The organism is Streptomyces sp. NPDC002790 (assembly GCF_040295505.1).
GTDB lineage: Bacteria > Actinomycetota > Actinomycetes > Streptomycetales > Streptomycetaceae > Streptomyces.
In genome coordinates, this window is sequence record NZ_JBEOVM010000030.1 from 54,621 (window position 1) to 73,935 (window position 19,315).

At 69.4% G+C, this 19,315-nt stretch carries 15 protein-coding genes and 4 tRNA genes; 10 read left to right on the top strand and 9 right to left on the bottom strand.

Annotation, left to right across the window (positions count from 1 at the left end; genetic code table 11):
- Nucleotides 1–193 precede the first annotated feature (193 nt).
- Together ABT004_RS16570 and ABT004_RS16575 are read right to left on the bottom strand one after the other, a co-directional pair.
- Nucleotides 194–745, bottom strand: coding sequence for a hypothetical protein (locus tag ABT004_RS16570; RefSeq protein WP_351336840.1), 552 nt, complete (start codon nt 743–745; stop codon nt 194–196).
- Nucleotides 746–909: 164 nt separating this feature from the next.
- A complete protein-coding gene (locus ABT004_RS16575) occupies nt 910–1,260 on the bottom strand; it encodes a metallopeptidase family protein (RefSeq protein ID WP_351336843.1) in 351 nt (116 codons plus the stop codon).
- Between the two features lie 58 nt (nt 1,261–1,318).
- Between ABT004_RS16575 and ABT004_RS16580 the strand changes: the two genes are divergently transcribed.
- The 4 genes from ABT004_RS16580 to ABT004_RS16595 all read left to right on the top strand — a co-directional run bounded on the left by ABT004_RS16580 (nt 1,319) and on the right by ABT004_RS16595 (nt 3,271).
- Nucleotides 1,319–2,908 carry a metallophosphoesterase family protein gene (locus ABT004_RS16580; RefSeq protein WP_351336846.1) on the top strand — a complete coding sequence of 530 codons (1,590 nt, stop codon included), beginning with the start codon at nt 1,319–1,321 and terminating at the stop codon, nt 2,906–2,908.
- A gap of 80 nt (nt 2,909–2,988) precedes the next feature.
- Nucleotides 2,989–3,061 (top strand) — tRNA-Glu (locus ABT004_RS16585).
- 38 nt (nt 3,062–3,099) lie between these two features.
- Nucleotides 3,100–3,174: transfer RNA gene (locus tag ABT004_RS16590), tRNA-Asp, on the top strand.
- Nucleotides 3,175–3,197: 23 nt separating this feature from the next.
- Nucleotides 3,198–3,271, top strand: a tRNA-Phe gene (locus ABT004_RS16595).
- Between the two features lie 57 nt (nt 3,272–3,328).
- Here the strand turns inward: ABT004_RS16595 and ABT004_RS16600 are convergent.
- Nucleotides 3,329–4,426, bottom strand: a complete 1,098-nt coding sequence (locus ABT004_RS16600) for an ABC transporter permease (RefSeq protein WP_351336849.1) — start codon at nt 4,424–4,426, stop codon at nt 3,329–3,331.
- A 120-nt stretch (nt 4,427–4,546) separates the two neighbouring features.
- Between ABT004_RS16600 and hrpA the strand changes: the two genes are divergently transcribed.
- Complete coding sequence (gene hrpA, locus ABT004_RS16605; RefSeq protein WP_351336852.1) at nt 4,547–8,578, top strand: ATP-dependent RNA helicase HrpA; 4,032 nt, start codon at nt 4,547–4,549, stop codon at nt 8,576–8,578.
- 94 nt (nt 8,579–8,672) lie between these two features.
- A tRNA-Asp gene (locus ABT004_RS16610) sits at nt 8,673–8,747 on the top strand.
- A 676-nt stretch (nt 8,748–9,423) separates the two neighbouring features.
- Here ABT004_RS16610 and bldC read toward each other — a convergent pair.
- Both bldC and ABT004_RS16620 read right to left on the bottom strand, forming a co-directional pair.
- A complete protein-coding gene (gene bldC / locus ABT004_RS16615; RefSeq protein ID WP_003949541.1) occupies nt 9,424–9,630 on the bottom strand; it encodes a developmental transcriptional regulator BldC in 207 nt (68 codons plus the stop codon).
- A 487-nt stretch (nt 9,631–10,117) separates the two neighbouring features.
- On the bottom strand, nt 10,118–10,978 hold the full coding sequence (locus ABT004_RS16620; protein WP_351336855.1) for a DUF8083 family protein: 861 nt from the start codon (nt 10,976–10,978) through the stop codon (nt 10,118–10,120).
- Nucleotides 10,979–11,190: 212 nt separating this feature from the next.
- Here ABT004_RS16620 and ABT004_RS16625 point away from each other — a divergent pair, with 212 nt between their 5' ends.
- Both ABT004_RS16625 and ABT004_RS16630 read left to right on the top strand, forming a co-directional pair.
- The gene (locus ABT004_RS16625) at nt 11,191–12,276 is read left to right on the top strand and encodes a Leu/Phe/Val dehydrogenase (RefSeq protein ID WP_351336858.1); all 1,086 of its coding nucleotides are present in this window, start codon (nt 11,191–11,193) and stop codon (nt 12,274–12,276) included.
- A 263-nt stretch (nt 12,277–12,539) separates the two neighbouring features.
- The gene (locus tag ABT004_RS16630; RefSeq protein ID WP_351336882.1) at nt 12,540–12,803 is read left to right on the top strand and encodes a DUF3073 domain-containing protein; all 264 of its coding nucleotides are present in this window, start codon (nt 12,540–12,542) and stop codon (nt 12,801–12,803) included.
- 128 nt (nt 12,804–12,931) lie between these two features.
- Here the strand turns inward: ABT004_RS16630 and purM are convergent, their stop codons facing one another.
- Complete coding sequence (purM, locus tag ABT004_RS16635) at nt 12,932–14,005, bottom strand: phosphoribosylformylglycinamidine cyclo-ligase (RefSeq protein ID WP_351336860.1); 1,074 nt, start codon at nt 14,003–14,005, stop codon at nt 12,932–12,934.
- Nucleotides 14,006–14,047: 42 nt separating this feature from the next.
- A complete protein-coding gene (gene purF / locus ABT004_RS16640; RefSeq protein ID WP_351336862.1) occupies nt 14,048–15,574 on the bottom strand; it encodes an amidophosphoribosyltransferase in 1,527 nt (508 codons plus the stop codon).
- A gap of 154 nt (nt 15,575–15,728) precedes the next feature.
- Here purF and ABT004_RS16645 point away from each other — a divergent pair, with 154 nt between their 5' ends.
- Together ABT004_RS16645 and ABT004_RS16650 are read left to right on the top strand one after the other, a co-directional pair.
- Nucleotides 15,729–15,821 carry a putative leader peptide gene (locus ABT004_RS16645; protein ID WP_351336865.1) on the top strand — a complete coding sequence of 31 codons (93 nt, stop codon included), beginning with the start codon at nt 15,729–15,731 and terminating at the stop codon, nt 15,819–15,821.
- 141 nt (nt 15,822–15,962) lie between these two features.
- Nucleotides 15,963–17,387 carry a sulfatase family protein gene (locus tag ABT004_RS16650; RefSeq protein WP_351336867.1) on the top strand — a complete coding sequence of 475 codons (1,425 nt, stop codon included), beginning with the start codon at nt 15,963–15,965 and terminating at the stop codon, nt 17,385–17,387.
- 15 nt (nt 17,388–17,402) lie between these two features.
- Here ABT004_RS16650 and ABT004_RS16655 read toward each other — a convergent pair whose 3' ends face one another.
- Both ABT004_RS16655 and ABT004_RS16660 read right to left on the bottom strand, forming a co-directional pair.
- A complete protein-coding gene (locus ABT004_RS16655; RefSeq protein ID WP_351336870.1) occupies nt 17,403–18,233 on the bottom strand; it encodes an META domain-containing protein in 831 nt (276 codons plus the stop codon).
- Between the two features lie 58 nt (nt 18,234–18,291).
- Nucleotides 18,292–19,086: a maleylpyruvate isomerase family mycothiol-dependent enzyme gene (locus ABT004_RS16660; protein WP_351336872.1), complete on the bottom strand. Its 795-nt coding sequence runs from the start codon at nt 19,084–19,086 to the stop codon at nt 18,292–18,294.
- Nucleotides 19,087–19,315 lie beyond the last annotated feature (229 nt).

A 19,315-nucleotide genomic window follows, 5' to 3' on the forward strand; every position in this document is an offset into this window, starting at 1 on the left:
TCGCAGTTCAGCAAATCGACCGCCTCAATGCGGTCCAGCCACGGCAAGGGAGAGTACGCGCCACGCGGCGCTCTCTTTAACGGCGCCGGGCAAATGGGATCAAACGATCTACCACCATACGCACCCCCCACCCCCGGAGGCAAACCCGCTCCCTGAGACGCCGATCACACGCCACCGGGGCCCGGGTTCCGGGTCAGGCAGGCGACCCGGCCTGCGGACGCGGTTCACTGGCCCGCTCCGACGCGGTCTCCTCGTGCGCCGACGACGAGGGCTCCGCGGTCGGCGGTGACGACGAGGGCGCGGGCGACGACTTCGTGGGCGAGGGAGTGCTCGTCGCGCTGGGCGGGCTCGGCCGCTGCGTGGGCCGATGCGACGCGCTGCGGGACGGCGAGGTGGGCGCGGAGGGCGGGACGGACGTCCTCGTGGGCTTCGGTGCCGCGGACGAGGGCGTGGCCGGGCCCTTGCCCCTGCCCTTGGACGAGGCCGGTCGCCCCGAGGGCACCTCCGCGGCCTTCTCGCCCCGCGCGCCCACGTCCGCCCCGCCGTCCGGGACCGCTGCTCCGCCACCGTCGGGCACGGCGCCGGAGCCGCGCTGCGGCGGGGAGTGGGTGGGCGCGCCGCCGCCGTCGGCGCCCACACTCATGCAGCCGGCGGCCGCGGCGACGGCCACCGTGGTGGCGGCCAACCGGCCCAGGCGGAGCACACTGAGCGACAGGGCGCGTTGCGATACGGACAGCTGGCGCACGGGCGGGCACCTCCGGTGCACGAGACGGGGTCACCAACGGGATCACCATGGGGGGGGTACCGTTCCCAACTCCTGTCCCCCGTACGAGGACACGCGCCGCGCCAGCACCGCACAAAGCCCCCACAATCAGCGCGGGGGCCTCACCCGTCACCCAGAACCTGGGCTCACCCGTATCCCAGCGCGTGCAGCCGCGCGTCGTCGATCCCGAAGTGGTGCGCGATCTCGTGCACCACGGTCACCTCGGTCTCCGCGATCACGTCCTCCGTCGATTCGCACATCCGCAGCGTCGGCCCCCGGTAGATCGTGATCCGGTCCGGCAGCACCCCCGCGTACCACTCACCCCGCTCGGTCAGCGGGGTCCCCTCGTAGAGCCCGAGCAGCCCGGGGTCCTCGGCGGGCGGCTCGTCCTCCACGAACACGGCCACGTTGTCCATGAGTCGGGTCAGCTCGGGCGGGATCCGGTCGAGCGCCTCGGCGACCAGTTCCTCGAACGTCTCGCGCGTCATCTCCAGCACACGGCCATTGTCCGGTACAACCCGCATATCCACCCGTGCACTTGGGCATACGGGAGCAATGGCCCGCTCGCCAGCCGCCGCCATACGTGGAGTCCGCCGCCGCACGCGGGGCGTTCGCGGAGCGCCCTCGGCCCTCCTGCGCCACTACCGCGGCCGGCACCCGCACCCGGTCATCGAGCTGGTCCACCCGCCGCATCCGTACGTACGCGCGCTGGGTCTCGTCGCCGTCGTACTGCTCGGTGCCTGGCTCGGCCTCCTGATCGTCGGCAGCGTGCGCACGCCGGTGGGGCCGATGGACACGAAGATGACGCTGCGCCCCTCCTTCGCGGGCGGTACGAAGATCAACGTGTCGCCGCTCGGCGCCCTGGAACTGCACTCGCACACGGCCCCCATCCGCCTCGACGTCGACGTGGACCGCCTCGACCCGGCCCGCGCCCAGGCCCTCGTCGACCACCCCGAGCGGTTCTCCGGGCTCCAGGACGAGGTGGCGCGGGACGTCGAGCACGGCACGGTCGACCTGGCCCTGCGCTCCTGTGTGGCGGTGGTCGCGGGCGCCACGACGCTCGGCCTCGTGGTCTACCGCCGCCCGCGCCGCGCCCTGGCCGCCGGCGGCTTGGCGCTCACCCTGCTCGCGGCCTCGGGCGGCACGGCGTACGCGACGTGGAACCCGGAGTCCGTCCTGGAGCCGAAGTTCTCGGGACTGCTCTCCTCGGCGCCCTCCGTGGTCGGCAGCGCCCGCTCGATCGTGACCGAATTCGACGCGTACCAAAAGGAGTTGGCCCTTCTCGTCACGAACGTCACCAAGCTCTACGACGCGACGTCCACGCTCCCCACGTACCAGCCGGACCCCTCGACGATCCGGGTCCTGCACGTGTCGGACATCCACCTCAACCCGGCGTCGTGGAAGATCATCGCCTCGCTCGTGGAGCAGTACAAGATCTCCGCGATCGTCGACACCGGCGACACCATGGACCACGGTTCGAAGGCGGAGAACGCGTTCCTGGACCCGATCAAGGACCTGAAGGTGCCCTACGTCTGGATCCGCGGCAACCACGACTCGAAGAACGCGACGCAGAAGTACCTCGCCGACCGGAAGCGCTTCAAGAACGTCCGCGTCCTCGACGACGGGAAGGCTGCGACGGTCGCGGGCCTGCGCTTCGCCGGTATGGGCGACCCGCAGTACACCCCGGACCGTGCGACGAAGGCGCAGGGCGATCCGGCCGAGCGTCTGTCGGGCATCCGGCTCGCGTCAGCGCTGCGCGACCAGCGGGCGGCGGGCACCCCGGTCGACATCGCGCTCGCCCATGAGCCGGCGGCGGCCCGTGAGGTGGACGGCGAGGTGCCGCTCGTCCTGGCGGGCCACATCCATCACCAGGAGATGGAGCTGCTCCCGCTCGGCACCCGGCTGCGCGTCGAGGGCTCGACCGGCGGCAGCGGCCTGCGCGCGATCGACAACAAGAACGGGCACCCCGATCCGGTGGAGGCGTCCGTCCTCTATCTGGACCGCACGAGCAAGCGTCTACAGGCCTGGGACGAGATCAGGCTCGGCGGTCTGGGCCTGACGAAGGCCGAGGTCAGCCGCCATCTGCCACAGGAGAACCAACCCGGGGCGACCCCCTCGCCGAGCCCCGGCGAGAGCTCCCCGTAAACCGTTTTGGCGATAGCTCCCTGCATCCCATATGCTTCTCACGTCCCCGACGCGCTGCAAAGCGCGCAGGCGGGCCGATAGCCCTCATCGTCTAGCGGCCTAGGACGCCGCCCTTTCAAGGCGGTAGCACGGGTTCGAATCCCGTTGGGGGCACGTAAGTCCGTGTGCAACACTGTTGCACGCAACAGCATGGTCCTGTGGAGCAGTTTGGAGTGCTCGCCACCCTGTCAAGGTGGAGGCCGCGGGTTCAAATCCCGTCAGGACCGCTGAAGTTCCTCGTGAACTTCGTGGCTGGGTAGCTCAGTTGGTACGAGCGATCGCCTGAAAAGCGATAGGTCGCCGGTTCGATCCCGGCCCCAGCCACAGGAACTAGGCCCCGTCTTCGGACGGGGCCTATTGCGTTTCCCGTGTCCTCACAGGTCAGACCGGTGCCGCGTGCAGCGGCCCCGTCCCCCGGCCGCCCGGGTGGCGATGGCGCCAGAACCAGAAGAGGGCGCAGGAGACCAGGGACCAGCCGACCAGCACCAGGATCGGGAAGACGTGCTGGTTGCCCTGGAAGTAGACCGCCGTGTGCTGGGCGTTGTACGAGGCCCCCGGTGGCAGCCACTGGCCGAGGCGGCCGATGACCGTGGGGAGCAGCGGGGGCGCGACCGCGCCGCCGGACGCCGGGTTGCCGAGCAGGACCAGCAGGCCCCAGGTCGGGATCATCGCCCAGCGGTGGAAGAACGTGTTGAACATCGTGAAGACCATGCCGCAGGTGAACATCGTCAGCGCGAGGATCAGCCAGGACTCGGCGAAGGGCAGGTCGACGGCGCCGAGCCCCCAGTCCGCGACCGCCGCCACCGCAAACCCGCCGAGCAGCGCGTAGGCGATCGTGAAGGCGATCCGCTCGGCCGGGTTGAGTCCGCGCGCGTGCACGCTGAGCTGGATCGCGCCGACGAAGCCGATGATCACCGCGGCGAGCGTGATGTAGAAGATCGTGAGGCCGCGCGGGTCGCCGCCCTGCAACGGGTTCACGTCCTTCACCGTCACCGGGATGCCGGTCGCCTTGCCGACCGGGGGCGCCGCCTCGGCGAAGACCTGGGCGACGGTGACCCCGGAGGCGCCGGAGACGTCGAGGTGGACGCGCGAGCCGCCGCCCCGTACGTCGAGGACCGCGTAGATCTTCTGGGCGTCGAGTGCGTCGCGGGCCGCTGTCCGGGAGGCGTAGGGCTTCAGGTCCAGCTGTGCGTCGAGCGCCTTCTCCATCGCGCCGAGGAAGCGCTGGCCCTTGGCCTGGTCGTACGCGCCGGTGACCCCGGTCGGGATGTTGTGCGGGGTCGGGTTCGCCATGGAGTACGTGTACGAGCCGGCGAACAGGGCGGCCGCCGCGGACAGGATGAGGACGAGTACGCATGCCGGGAAGAACGGCGAGCCCTTGAACCCGGTCCAGCGCTCGGACCCGCTCAGCGGTCGCCCGTGCTCGCCGTGCGGCGGGTGTACCTTCTCCGGTTCCGGCCCTTCGGGCAAGTGCGACATATCCGCACGTTAAGCCACGCGTCGGCGCTCTACATCCGGACGCGGCCCGCGGCAGCCCCGGCGCACCGGCCGCAAAACCGGTCGCCGCGCATTTCCCCGAGGTGAGATCCTTGGGGTCGTATGTCTAACCAGCCTGCCCCCGCCGCCGATCAGTTCGCCGCCGTAGCGCGGCGGATCTCCGAGCTGTCCCTGCGCGATGCGCACCGTCTCGGGCGCAGGCTCGAAGGCGCCCGCAAGATCCGTAAGCCGGAGGCCCGCGCCACCGTCGTCGCGGAGATCGACGCGGAGGCCGAGAAGGCCGCCGTCCGCACGGACACCCGCCGCGAGCGCCGCGCGGCCCTCGACGTCACGTATCCCGAGCAGCTCCCGGTCAGCCAGAAGAAGGACGAGATCGCCGAGGCGATCCGCGACCACCAGGTCGTGATCGTCGCCGGTGAGACCGGATCGGGAAAGACCACCCAGATCCCGAAGATCTGTCTCGAACTCGGCCGCGGTGTGCGCGGCATGATCGGGCACACCCAGCCGCGCCGCATCGCCGCCCGCACGGTCGCCGAGCGCGTCGCCGACGAGCTGCACACGCCGCTGGGCGAGGCGGTCGGCTGGAAGGTCCGGTTCACCGACCAGGTGAACCAGGACGCGACGTTCGTGAAGCTGATGACGGACGGCATCCTCCTCGCGGAGATCCAGACGGACCGCGAGCTGCGCGCGTACGACACGATCATCATCGACGAGGCGCACGAGCGGTCCCTGAACATCGACTTCCTCCTTGGTTACCTGGCGCAGCTGCTGCCGAAGCGCCCGGACCTCAAGGTCGTCATCACGTCCGCGACCATCGACCCCGAGCGCTTCTCGCGGCACTTCGGGGACGCCCCGATCGTCGAGGTCAGCGGCCGTACGTACCCGGTGGAGGTGCGGTACCGCCCGCTCCTCGAAGAGGCCGGCGACGATTCCGACCGCGACCAGATCACCGCGATCACGGACGCCGTCGACGAGCTGCAGAAGGAAGGCCCCGGCGACGTCCTGGTCTTCCTCTCCGGAGAGCGCGAGATCCGTGACACGGCGGACGCCCTGGAGAAGAAGTACGCCCGCTCCAAAGGCGCCGTCGTCCACAACACCGAGGTGCTGCCGCTGTACGCGCGGCTCTCGCACGCGGAGCAGAACCGCGTCTTCCAGCGCCATTCGGGCCGCCGCATCGTCCTCGCCACGAACGTCGCGGAGACCTCGCTGACGGTCCCCGGCATCAAGTACGTGATCGACCCGGGCACGGCCCGCATCTCGCGCTATTCGCACCGTACGAAGGTGCAGCGGCTGCCCATCGAGCCGGTCAGCCAGGCCAGCGCCAACCAGCGCAAGGGCCGCTGCGGCCGTACGTCCGACGGCATCTGCATCCGGCTCTACTCCGAGGACGACTTCCTCTCCCGCCCCGAGTTCACGGATGCGGAGATCCTCCGTACGAACCTGGCCTCGGTCATCCTCCAGATGACGGCGGCGGGGCTCGGCGACATCGAGAAGTTCCCGTTCATCGACCCGCCGGACCACCGCAACATCCGCGACGGCGTCCAACTCCTCCAGGAACTGGGCGCGTTGAACGCGGCGGAGAAGGACGTACGCAAGCGGCTCACCGACCAGGGCCGCAAGCTCGCCCAGCTCCCCGTCGACCCGCGCCTGGCCCGCATGGTCCTGGAGGCCGACAAGAACGGCTGCGTGCGCGAGGTCATGGTGATCGCCGCGGCGCTCTCCATCCAGGACCCGCGCGAGCGCCCCTCCGACAAGCAGGCGCAGGCCGACCAGCAGCACGCCCGCTTCAAGGACGAGACGAGCGACTTCCTCGCCTTCCTCAACCTCTGGCGTCACGTACGGGAACAGCAGAAGGAGCTCGGCTCCTCCGCCTTCCGCCGGATGTGCAAGCGCGAGTACCTGAACTTCCTGCGCATCCGCGAGTGGCAGGACATCTACACACAGCTGCGTACGGTCGCGAAGCAGATGGGCATCCATCTGGGCGACGCCGACACCCCCGCGGCGGACGACTCCATCCACCTCTCCCTCCTGTCCGGTTTGCTCTCGCACATCGGCATGAAAGATGTGAAGGAGACCAAGGAGTCCGCGCAGAAGGACCCCAAGCAGGCGGGCCGCGACCGCGGGCGCAACGAGTACATCGGCGCCCGCAACGCGAAGTTCGCGATCTTCCCCGGTTCGGCCCTCTTCAAGAAGCCCCCGCGGTTCGTGATGTCGGCGGAGCTCGTCGAGACCAGCCGGCTCTGGGCGCGGGTCAACGCGAGGATCGAACCCGAGTGGGTCGAGCCGCTCGCCGAGCACCTCCTCAAGCGCACCTACAGCGAGCCGCACTGGGAGAAGGACCAGGCGGCCGTGATGGCATACGAGAAGGTCACGCTGTACGGCGTCCCGCTCGTCGCCCAGCGCAAGGTGAACTACGGGCGGATCGACGCCGAGGTCAGCCGCGAGCTGTTCATCCGCAACGCGCTGGTCGAGGGCGACTGGCGCACGCACCACAAGTTCTTCGCCGACAACCGCCGACTCCTCACCGAGGTCGAGGAGTTGGAGCACCGGGCGCGCCGCCGCGACATCGTGGTGGACGACGACACTCTCTTCGACTTCTACGAGCAGCGGGTCCCGGAACACGTCGTATCGGGCGCCCACTTCGACTCCTGGTGGAAGCAGAAGCAGCGTGAGGAGCCCGAACTCCTCGACTTCGAGCGCTCGATGCTGATCCGCGAGTCGGCGGAGGCGGTCACCAAGGACGACTACCCGGACAGCTGGCGCCAGGGCGGGCTCAAGTTCCGGGTGACGTACCAGTTCGAGCCGGGGGCGGACGCGGACGGCGTGACCGTCCACATTCCGCTCCAGGTGCTCAACCAGGTCACCGACGAGGGCTTCGACTGGCAGATCCCCGGTCTGCGCCAGGACGTGGTCGTCGAGCTGATCCGCTCGCTGCCGAAGCCGATCCGCCGGAACTACGTTCCGGCGCCGAACTTCGCGAAGGAGTTCCTGAACCGGGCGGTGCCCCTCCAGGAGCCGCTGCCGACGACGCTCGCCCGCGAACTCCAGCGGATGGTCGGCGTCCCGGTCTCTGCGGACGACTTCGACCTGACCCGCGTACCGGACCACCTGAAGATCACGTTCCGGATCGTCGACGAGCGGCGCCGCAAGCTCGCCGAGGACAAGGACCTGGAGGCGCTGAAGCTCAAGCTGAAGCCGAAGGCGCGGCAGGCGATCTCGCAGGCGGCCAAGTCCACCGCCGAGCGCTCCGGCGGCCCGTCCGTGGAGCAGGGGGGTCTCACCGACTGGAGCGTCGGCACGCTGGCGAAGGTCTTCGAGACCCGGCGCGCGGGCCAGCCCGTGAAGGCGTTCCCGGCGCTGGTCGATGACGGCGACACCGTGTCCGTACGGCTCTTCGACAGCGAGGCCGAGCAGGCGCGGGCGATGTGGAAGGGCACGCGCCGGCTCATCCTCCGCAACATCCCGGTGAACCCGGGCAAGTTCGCCTCGGACAAGCTGAGCAACGCGCAGAAGCTCGCCCTGTCCGCGAACCCGCACGGCTCCGTGCAGGCGCTCTTCGACGACTGCGCGATGGCGGCGGCGGACAAGCTCATCGGCGACTTCGGCGGTCCCGCCTGGGACGAGGAGTCGTACCGCAAGCTCTACGACAAGGTGCGCGCGGAGATCGTCGACACCACGGTGAAGGCGGTTGGCCAGGTGCAGCAGGTGCTGGCGGCCTGGCAGGCCTGTGAGCGGCGCCTGAAGTCCACGAAGAGCGTGGTGCTGCTGCCCAACCTCCAGGACGTGCGCGCCCAGTTGGACGCCCTGGTGAAGCCGGGCTTCGTCACGGCCACGGGACTGCGGCGGCTGTCCGACCTGATGCGCTATCTCGTCGCGGCCGACCGGCGGCTCCAGCAGATGCCGACCAACGTCCAGCGGGACACCAGCCGCATGGAGAAGGTCCACGAGATGCGGGACGAGTACCTGTGGCTGCTCGAGCAGATGCCGCAGGGGCGGCCCGTGCCGCAGGAGGTGCTCGACATCCGCTGGATGATCGAGGAGCTGCGGGTCAGCTATTTCGCCCACGCGCTGGGCACGGCGTACCCCGTCTCGGACAAGCGGATCGTGAAGGCGATCGACGCTCAGGTGCCGTAACCGGCCGACCGCACACGGTGAGTTCGACCGCACGGCCTGGGCTGCTGTAGAGTCCTGTCTCGCAGCGCAACGCAGTAACAGCGCAGCGAAACGAGGTCCTGTGGAGCAGTTTGGAGTGCTCGCCACCCTGTCAAGGTGGAGGCCGCGGGTTCAAATCCCGTCAGGACCGCAGTAGATGAGGCCCGCACCGTAACGGTGCGGGCCTCTTTCGTTGCGGTTGCGGGGCGCTGCCCCGGACCCCGCGCGTCAATCGCCGGCGGGGCTTGATGGGTGCGGCGGGGCTTGAGTACGCACAGGGAGCCCCCAGGAAGGCCCCTGTAGCGCCACAGGAGGGCCTGCGAGGGTGGTGGGGGCGAAAGTCCTTCGAAGGGGTGACCAAAGGCGGCCCTGTGGGCCCTCAACTGGTGGCAGCCTGGGGAGAGTCGACGTCGCGGGCGGAAGTGCACACCGGGGCCGGAGCCCATTAGCGCAAGGGCGTCACCTGCAACAAGCGACAGGGCCTGTGACGGGTGTCACCGAACTTGTTTTGGAAACACCGTTTCTTACCCCCTCCCTACAACGGCTCAATTTAATATGTGCAATTGCACCATCCCCGACAGGGAGCCACAGGGGCACACACGAACCCCCACCAGGGGCCGGCCCGCGCGCACAAAAAAGATCGCGCTGGACCCGGCGGAGTCCAGCGCGATCGAACGACGCTTGCATGAGGCAGTTGAGATGACGCCTCGGCGCTCTTCATAAGAAGGAGTCCTGTTGGGGCAGGACCCGCGTCGGGTGGAGCTATGGGTGGGCGTCGGCAGGTTGGGGGACCCGGAAACGCCCGTATTGCTGCGCTATGCGGCGCCTCAGGCCTCGCTGCGCTGCTGCGGGATACCCGCAAGCAGTGCGCGGACCTCGGCCTCGCGGTAGCGGCGATGTCCGCCGAGCGTGCGGATCGACGTGAGCTTGCCAGCCTTCGCCCAGCGCGTGACCGTCTTGGGGTCGACGCGGAACATAGTGGCGACCTCAGCCGGGGTCAGCAGCGGCTCGGCATCAGGGGTGCGAGCGGTCATGAGCGGCCTCCTCGGAGAACCGAACCTTCTCGGTTCATTCCTCTAAATTCTGCACCTTGACCCGCGTTGCCCGAAATGGCGGACGCGAGTCGAGTCGGTTATAGGACGAACGGCTTGTCCTCGGCACTACAACTACACCATCCGTCCAGCCACGTCGGCCAAACCGATGGAATTGCCCTCCCAGGTGTTCATCAGCGACGGAAGCCGATGGACCATGCCATAGCGGACAGTCACGCCACAGTGACGATCAGTCACAGAGCGATCAGGAGCCATCAGACCCCCCAACGGCAGTGCAATACCGAGTAATCCGTCCATGGTTGGACTTAGTTGGACGGAAGGAGCCCTCCCCGGACTCCTTGTCCTATTTTGGCACGAGGAGGGGTGATGGGCGCAAGGTCCCCGTAAGTGCTGTCCATCACGCTTGAGGCAAAAGCCCGGATCGGGACGTAGGTCCCGAAGGTCTGTGTGAGCGGCCTCACTTGGGGGTTCAGTTCGCGAACTCCCTGTCCCGCGCCGACCGCCAGCGTTCCACAAGCCTCGCGTACGCCTCTCCCGCACCGTCCTCGTCACCGACGCGCAGCGCCGCGATGCCCTCGGCCACATCCGCCGCCGAGTGGTCCTCCTCGAGGAATTCCCGCGACAGGGCGTGCACGAGCCCGCCGTAGTCGAGCTCGACGTACGAACGGGGGTGGAACTCCTCGAGCCAGCGCCCCACATCTACCAGGCCGTCGATCAGCGGCCCTTCCTCGATCGAGTCCTTCAGCGCCTTCAGACTCCGCGCGACCCGGCGCCTCGCCTGCACCATCGGCGTGCGGTAGCGCAGCCGCGGGACGCCGACGCCCTCCGCCTCGTCCTCGTCGCTCTTCTGCTCGTACTCGCGCTCGCCGTCCGACACCAGCACGAACCAGTTGATCGGCACCTGCCACGTGGACGTACGGATCCAGGGCCTGGCGTCGGGGTTCCGCTCCAGCCAGCGGTCGTAATCGGCGGCCGACTGCCGGCGCACCACCAGGGGGATCGCCGCGTCCAGGACCGGGGCCGGCAGCTCGCCGGGCAGCTCGTCCATGGCCTGCCAGCCGCGCAGCCGGGTGCGCCAGGGGCAGACGCACACCACCCCGTCGATCACGATCACGAACGCGTCGTCGCTCTCGTGCACCGGCACGGGCACCGGCGGCGTGGGCAACAGATCAGCCAAAGAACGGCGCAATTCATCCTGATAGGAGGGGAGGCTCTCGCGTTTCGCGTAGCGCTCCCAATGACCGCGCTCGGGCTGCGGGAACGCTGCGAGGGGCTCGTACACGCGCAGATACGCCGCGTACGGGACGGACACCGAGGACATCTTGGGCACGGCTGCTCCCTCCCCCACCCACCGACTGGAAAACACTGCCCATCGTCCCACTCGGTCACAGGGCGGTGACGCGGCGCGAGAGGGTGATCCTCCGCACTGCGCCGATGCCGGGCACCGCCACGCTCTAATCTCTTGCTCACACACCATGTCGGACGCCCGCCACCCGCACGGGAATCCGCTCAACCGCCGCTATGTACTTGGGAGTCACCACAGTGACCGATCCGACCGGCGATGTCCTGCACACCCTCTTCCACTCCGAACAGGGCGGCCACGAGCAGGTCGTGCTCTGCCAGGACCGCGCGAGCGGCCTCAAGGCCGTCATCGCCCTCCACAGCACCGCCCTGGGCCCGGCCCTCGGCGGCACGCGCTTCTATCCGTACGCCTCCGAGCAGGAAGCGGTCGCCGACGCGCTGAACCTCGCGCGCGGCATGTCCTACAAGAACGCCATGGCCGGGCTCGACCACGGCGGCGGCAAGGCCGTGATCATCGGCGACCCGCACACGGTGAAGAGCGAACAGCTGCTGCTCGCCTACGGCCGCTTCGTCGCCTCGCTCGGCGGCCGGTACGTGACCGCGTGCGACGTCGGTACGTACGTGGCCGACATGGACGTCGTGGCGCGCGAGTGCCGCTGGACCACCGGGCGCTCGCCCGAGAACGGCGGCGCGGGCGACTCCTCCGTACTCACCGCCTTCGGCGTCTTCCAGGGCATGCGGGCCAGCGCCCAGCACCTGTGGGGCGACCCCACGCTGCGCGGCCGCAGGGTCGGCGTCGCCGGTGTGGGCAAGGTGGGGCACCACCTCGTCGAGCACCTCCTGGAGGACGGCGCCGAGGTCGTGGTGACCGATGTCCGCGCGGAGTCCGTGCGGCAGATCACCGACCGGCACCCCGAGGTCGCGGTCGCCGCCGACACCGGGGCCCTGATCCGCGTGGAGGGGCTCGACATCTACGCGCCCTGCGCCCTGGGCGGCGCGCTCAACGACGGCTCCGTGCCGGTACTGACCGCGAAGGTGGTGTGCGGCGCGGCCAACAACCAGCTCGCGCACCCGGGCGTCGAGAAGGACCTCTCGGACCGCGGGATCCTCTACGCGCCGGACTACGTGGTGAACGCGGGCGGCGTCATCCAGGTCGCCGACGAGCTGCACGGCTTCGACTTCGACCGGTGCAGGGCGAAGGCCGCGAAGATCTTCGACACGACACTTTCCATCTTTGCTCGCGCGAAGACCGACGGCATTCCGCCGGCCGCGGCGGCCGACCGGATCGCCGAGCAGCGGATGGCCGAGGCACGCGGGCGGGGCTGATGAGGTCCGGTGCGTAACGAGCATCACGCCCCTCGGCGGGTCGCTCGTCAGGAAGAGGTTAAAATCGCAGCTGACCAGCGAGGAAAGGGCTCCTGGCTGGTCCTGCGCGCAGGCGCGTCCTGCGGGCGACGTACCGTATGGGCGTGGGCTCAGGTACCGTGGAAGCCCTACGGACCGGTCTCCCTGCGGGGAGTCCGTTCCAGATCATGTACGCGTGTCAAGACTCTGGGGCCATGAAGCCCCATCACCGAGGGGGTCGAGCCATGGGGCGCGGCCGGGCCAAGGCCAAGCAGACGAAGGTCGCCCGCCAGCTGAAGTACAACAGCGGCGGGACAGACCTGTCGCGTCTGGCCAACGAGCTAGGCGCATCCACGTCGGATCCAGTATCGAATCAGCCGCCGAACGGCGAGCCTTTCGAGGATGACGACGAGGAAGACGACCCGTACGCCCGCTACGCGGATACGTACGACGAGAATGAGGACGAGGACGGCGAGTCCGGTCCTTCGTCACAGCGCCGCGGCGCTTGACCTCGTAACGCGTCAGCGGCGTCGCAGTCGCTGCACTTCACCCGGTCCGGGGTGGTCACCACGCCGGACCGGGTTTTGTGCTGTCCGTACAGCTGTCCGTGCAAGGGGCGAGGGCGCCCCCGCGGGGACTACTTGGCGTAGTCCCCGGTGAGCTCGGCGCCGGTGGTGTGCTCGCCGCGCTCGACGATCTCTCCGGCCACCCACGAGTCCACGCCGCGGTCCGCCAGGGTCGCCAGGGCGACCTCAACGGACTCCTGCGGCACGATCGCCATCATGCCGACGCCCATGTTCAGCGTCTTCTCCAGCTCCAGGCGCTCGACCTGACCCTTCTTTCCGACCAGGTCGAAGATCGGGTCCGGGGTCCACGTGGAGCGGTCGACCGTGGCGTGCAGGCCGTCCGGGATCACGCGGGCCAGGTTCGCCGCGAGGCCGCCGCCCGTGATGTGGCTGAAGGCGTGCACCCTGGCGGTGCTGATGAGCGAGAGGCAGTCCAGGGAGTAGATCTTCGTCGGCTCCAGGAGCTCCTCGCCGAGCGTGCGGCCGAGTTCCTCGACGTGCTCGCCCAGGTCCATCCCCGCGCGCTCCAGGAGGACGTGGCGGACCAGCGAGTACCCGTTCGAGTGAAGACCGGAGGACGCCATGGCGATCACCGCGTCACCCGTACGGATGCGATCCGGGCCCAGCAGGTTGTCGCGCTCCACCACGCCCGTGCCCGCGCCCGCGACATCGAAGTCGTCCGCGCCGAGCAGCCCGGGGTGCTCCGCGGTCTCGCCGCCGACGAGGGCGCAGCCCGCGAGGACACAGCCCTCGGCGATGCCCTTCACGATGCCGGCGACCCGCTCGGGGTGGACCTTGCCGACGCAGATGTAGTCGGTCATGAAGAGCGGCTCGGCGCCGCACACCACGATGTCGTCCATGACCATCGCGACGAGGTCATGGCCGATCGTGTCGTAGACGCCCAGCTGTCGGGCGATGTCGACCTTCGTGCCGACGCCGTCGGTGGCCGAGGCCAGCAGCGGTCGCTCGTACTTCTTGAGGGCGGAGGCGTCGAAGAGGCCGGCGAAGCCGCCGAGGCCGCCGAGGACCTCGGGGCGCTGCGTCTTCTTCACCCACTCCTTCATGAGCTCCACGGCGCGGTCGCCGGCTTCGATGTCGACGCCCGCGGACGCGTAGGAGGCACCGGAGGACTGGGTCTCAGACATTGCCTGGGATCTTTCGCTTGGTGAATACGAGAACGAGGAGGCCTACGGGCGACGGATCGCGTCGGACGCGGCCGTGGACGCGGGACCCGCGGCCAGTTCCGTCTCCAGGAGCTGCTTGCCGAGGAGCTCCGGGTCGGGGAGGTCCATCGGGTACTCGCCGTCGAAGCAGGCACGGCAGAGGTTCGGCTTGGCGATGGTGGTCGCCTCGATCATGCCGTCGATGGAGATGTAGGAAAGCGAGTCGACCCCGAGCGAGGTGCCGATCTCCTCGACCGTCATGCCGTTGGCGATCAGCTCCGCGCGGGTCGCGAAGTCGATGCCGAAGAAGCAGGGCCACTTGATGGGCGGCGAGGAGATCCGCACGTGGATCTCGGCCGCGCCGGCCTCGCGGAGCATGCGGACCAGGGCGCGCTGGGTGTTGCCGCGCACGATCGAGTCGTCGACGACGACAAGACGCTTGCCCTTGATGACTTCCTTGAGCGGGTTCAGCTTCAGACGGATGCCGAGCTGGCGGATCGTCTGGGAGGGCTGGATGAACGTGCGCCCGACATAGGCGTTCTTCACCAGACCGTTGCCGAACGGGATGCCGGAGGCCTCGGCGTAGCCGACCGCGGCCGGAGTCCCGGATTCCGGTGTGGCTATGACGAGGTCGGCGTCGGCGGGGGCTTCCTTGGCGAGCTTGCGGCCCATCTCCACCCGGGAGAGGTACACGTTCCGGCCCGCGATGTCCGTGTCCGGACGGGCCAGGTACACGTACTCGAAGACACAGCCCTTGGGCTTTGCCTCGGCGAATCGGGACGTTCGCAGGCCGTTCTCGTCGATGGCGACGAACTCGCCCGGCTCGATCTCGCGGACGTAACTGGCGCCGCAGATGTCGAGAGCGGCGCTCTCCGACGCGACGACCCAGCCGCGCTCCAGACGGCCGAGGACCAGCGGGCGGATGCCCTGCGGGTCACGGCCGGCGTACAGCGTGTTCTCGTCCATGAAGACGAGCGAGAAGGCGCCCTTGACCTGAGGCAGCACCTTGTCGGCCGCCTCTTCCACGGTCAGCGGCTTGCCGTCCTCGTCGACCTGCCCCGCGAGCAGGGCCGTCACCAGGTCGGTGTCGTTGGTGGCCGCGACCTGACTCGCGCGGCCCTTCTCCTTGGGGAGTTCGGCGACCATCTCGGCGAGCTGCGCCGTGTTGACCAGGTTGCCGTTGTGCCCGAGGGCGATCGAACCGTGCGCGGTGGCACGGAACGTCGGCTGGGCGTTCTCCCATACGGAGGCCCCGGTGGTCGAGTAGCGGGCGTGACCGACCGCGATATGACCTTGGAGCGAGCCTAGAGAGGTCTCGTCGAAGACCTGGGAAACGAGCCCCATGTCCTTGAAGACGAGGATCTGGGAGCCGTTACTGACCGCGATTCCCGCGGATTCCTGACCCCGGTGTTGGAGGGCGTAGAGCCCGAAGTAAGTGAGCTTTGCGACCTCTTCACCCGGAGCCCAGACACCGAAGACGCCACAAGCGTCCTGGGGGCCTTTCTCGCCGGGGAGCAGGTCGTGATTGAGTCGACCGTCACCACGTGGCACGTCTTTGAGTGTAGTCGTGATCCCCCGGTGGTCCGAATTGGGGACTGGGGCTACGCGGGTTGACCGGGGCGGATGTGACTCAACTCATCGCCTCGTCCGCACTGCGGGACGCGTGGTTGACAGGTGTACGTCAGTCTCGGCAGAGTCCTGGCCCATGCAGCCACTCCGTGACCGTGCGGTCACCCTTGTGGAGCGCCGCCACGTCGACCTGGTCCGTGTCGCGAGCGCGATCTGTCTCTGCGTGTGATCCTCCTCCGCCGCTGACGTCCGTCCGACGTCGGCCGCGGCTCCCGCACCCTGCGCCGGGGCCGCTCCTCCATGCATCCGCGCCCTGCTGAGGCGCGTACTTCGCATGCCGCCCCGGCGGCCCCATCACCCCGGAGACCCCATGCCTTCGCATGCCTCTCGCCTGTCCCGTCGCGCCCTCGGCGGGGCGGCCGTCGCCACCGTCGCCGCCGCCGGAGTCGGATCCACGAGCCGCACCGCACAGGCGGCCGAGCCCCGTGAGGCGCCCTTCAGGGCCGCCGCCGGACGCGCGTCACGGCGGCCCAACATCCTGTTCATCCTGGGCGACGACCTCGGCTGGGCGGACCTCTCCTCGTACGGCGCCCCGCACATCAAGACTCCGAACCTCGACCGCCTGGCACGCCAGGGCGTCCGGTTCACCGACGCGTACAGCGGTTCCGCGACCTGCTCGCCGACCCGGTTCAGCCTCTACACCGGCCGCTATCCGGGCCGTACGAAGGGCGGGCTCGCGGAGCCGATCGCCGACCGGTCCGTGGGGCTCGACCCGAACCACCCCACGCTCGCCTCGCTGCTGCGCGGCGCCGGCTACGCGACCGCGCTGATCGGCAAGTGGCACTGCGGCTACCTGCCGGACCACTCGCCGACCAAGTCCGGCTGGGACGAGTTCTTCGGGAACTTCGGCGGGGCCCTTGAGTACTACTCGAAGCTGGGCCTCGGCGGCGAGTACGACCTCTACGAGGGCGAGGTGAAGGAGGGCGACGCCGAGTACAAGGACCTGCGGTACTACACACGGATCCTGACCGAGCGGGCGAGCGAGTACGTCCGCCGTGACCACGGTGACCAGCCGTGGCTGCTCGACCTCAACTTCACGACCCCGCACTGGCCGTGGATAGCCGACGGGGACGAGGAGGCGAGCGCCGAGGTCGTACGGAAGATCAAGGCGGGCGACCAGCGGGCCCTCTTCCACGACGACGGCGGATCGGTCGAGAAGTACACGGAGATGGTGCAGGACCTGGACCGCTCGATCGGACAGGTCCTGGCGGCCCTGAAGGAGTCCGGACAGGAGCAGGACACGCTCGTCTTCTTCGCCTCGGACAACGGCGGTGAGCGCTTCTCCTACAACTGGCCGCTGTCCGGCAACAAGTCGTCCCTCCAGGAGGGCGGCATCCGCGTGCCGACGATCGTGCGCTGGCCGGCCCGTATCGACGGCGGGCAGGTCAGCCACGAGCCGGTGTTCACCCCCGACTGGACGGCGACGTTGCTGGAGATCGGTGGGGCCCGCGCCGACAGGTCGTACCCCCTGGACGGCACCAGCCTTGCCGGATATCTGTTGCGCGGCGCGGAGTTGGCGGAACGCGACCTGTTCTGGCGGGTGCGCGGGGAGCGGGCCGTGCGGCGCGGCGACTGGAAGTACTACCGGGGCACCGGCGGCACCGACCAGTTGTTCAACCTCGCGGCCGACCGGCGCGAGCAGGCGGACCGGTCGGCCGACGAGCCGAAGCTGCTGGCCGAGTTGAAGGCGGTGTGGGAGAAGACGGACGGAGAGCTGCTCCCGTATCCGTCCTGATGTGTTGAGGTCCGGTCACCCGCCGGCGGCGGTGAGCCCGATGCCGGAGCCGTTCGGCTTCTTCAGCGTGAGGGCGTCACCCTGGATGTCGTACGACGCCTTGTTCTTCAGGACGTCGAGCATCGTCTTCTCGACCTCGGCGGCCGCTCCGATGCAGCCCATACGGGTGCCGGCCAGCGGTCCGAAGGTGACGTGTCCGTTGGTGACGGTGGCCTTGGCGCGGCCGCTGTTGCAGCCGAGGCGGGCGCTGACGTGGCCGTCCTTGTCGAAGACGAGCCGGGCCCTGCCCTGCGCGGCCTTCGGCAGGGAGCGGGTGGTGTCGTCGGCGCTGAGGCTGGTGACGTTCCACTTGGTGCCGACCAGCTGGGCGTCGCGCTGTTCGGCGAGGGTGACGGTGTCGCCGTTGGCCCGTGTGAGGGTCAGCCGGTCGTTCTTGTCGCCGGCGGACTTGATCGTGTTCTTGGTGGCGAGGGCGCCGGCCAGGGTCTTCTCGAAGGCGCGGACGTCGTCGCCCTCGCAGAGCATCATGGTCCGCTTCGCCTTGCCGAGGTCGACGCTGTCCCCGGTGACCTGCGCCTCGGCGTCGAAGTGGTTGCAGCCGTAGTTGCCGCGCACCCGCTCGTCCGAGACGAATTCGAGGTACGCGCTGCCCGGGGCCTTCGTCGTCTTCCCGCCCACCGTCACGCTCTGGACGCTCCAGTGGACGCCGGTTATCGGGGCCGCCCCGGCCGTCTTGGCGCCGGGCGCCTGCTGGTCGCCGCACGCGGTCACGGTGGCCAGCGCGGCGAGCGGCAGGGCGGCGGTGGTGATCAGGGCACGTGTACGGGATGTACGTAGCGTGAGCATGGCAATGGGACGTGGCGGTCCGCGTTCCGGTTCCGGCCGACCGCGCGTCCCGTGCGCATCACGCCATGATCGGCAGCAGTCCGGCCAGGTCGGCCCGCTCGCCGCTCGCGCTCACCAGCGCGTCCTCGACCGCCGCCGACCAGCTCGTACGGCCCGTGGCCAGCCGGATCCAGGTGAGCGGGTCGGTCTCCACGACGTTCGGCGGGGTGCCGCGGGTGTGCCGGGGGCCCTCGACGCACTGGACGACGGCGTACGGCGGGATCCGGACCTCGGTGGAGGCGCCGGGGGCCTTGGTGGCGAGGGCGTCGGCGAGGATCCGGGTGCAAGCGGCCAGGGCCTGCCGGTCGTACGGGACGTCGAGGCCCGGCACGGCGTCGTTCAGGTCGTCGGTGTGGACGATCAGCTCGACGGTGCGGGTGGCCAGGTAGTCGGAGAGCGTCATGTGGCCGGTGCGGTTGGCGACGAGTGCGTCGCCTTCGTGCTCCGCGAGGGCCTGTTCGAGGCTCTGCTCGGCGTTGGCGTAGAGCGTGGCGAGGTCGTGGTCCGCCGCGAGCCCGGTCACGTACTCGGCGATGTCCTGCGCGTGCGGTGCCGAGGTCATCGGCCAGTCCTGCGGCAGGAGTTCGGCCTTGCCCGGCCCGGCCGCGGCGAGCCCGCGGGCGACAGCGCTCGTCGCCATCGTGATGTGCGCGGCGAGCTCCCGCACGGTCCAGTCCCCGAGCCGCGTCGGACCGTCGAGGTGCTCGGGCGTGAGCGTCTCGACCGCCTTCCGTACGTTGCCGAACTGGGCCAGAACGGCGGTGCGGGTCTTGTCGACGTTGTAAACGCGGGGCTTCCTCTTGGCCGTTGGCATGGCCCGAGCTTACGACCGGGGTCGGCGCCATGGCCCAGGCCACCGTAACCGGCACGCGGCACCGTGGTGCCGACGCCCCCGGAGGGGGCGGGGGGGAGATGGGCGGGGAGACGGCCATCACCCACGGAAAGCCGGGCCCCCGGCGGCGGTGGGCATTTCAAGCCCCTGCGGCGTTTGAGCAGCGGGGTGCGGGGCGGAGCCCCGGCCTTTCCAGCCCCGCCGGCGCTTG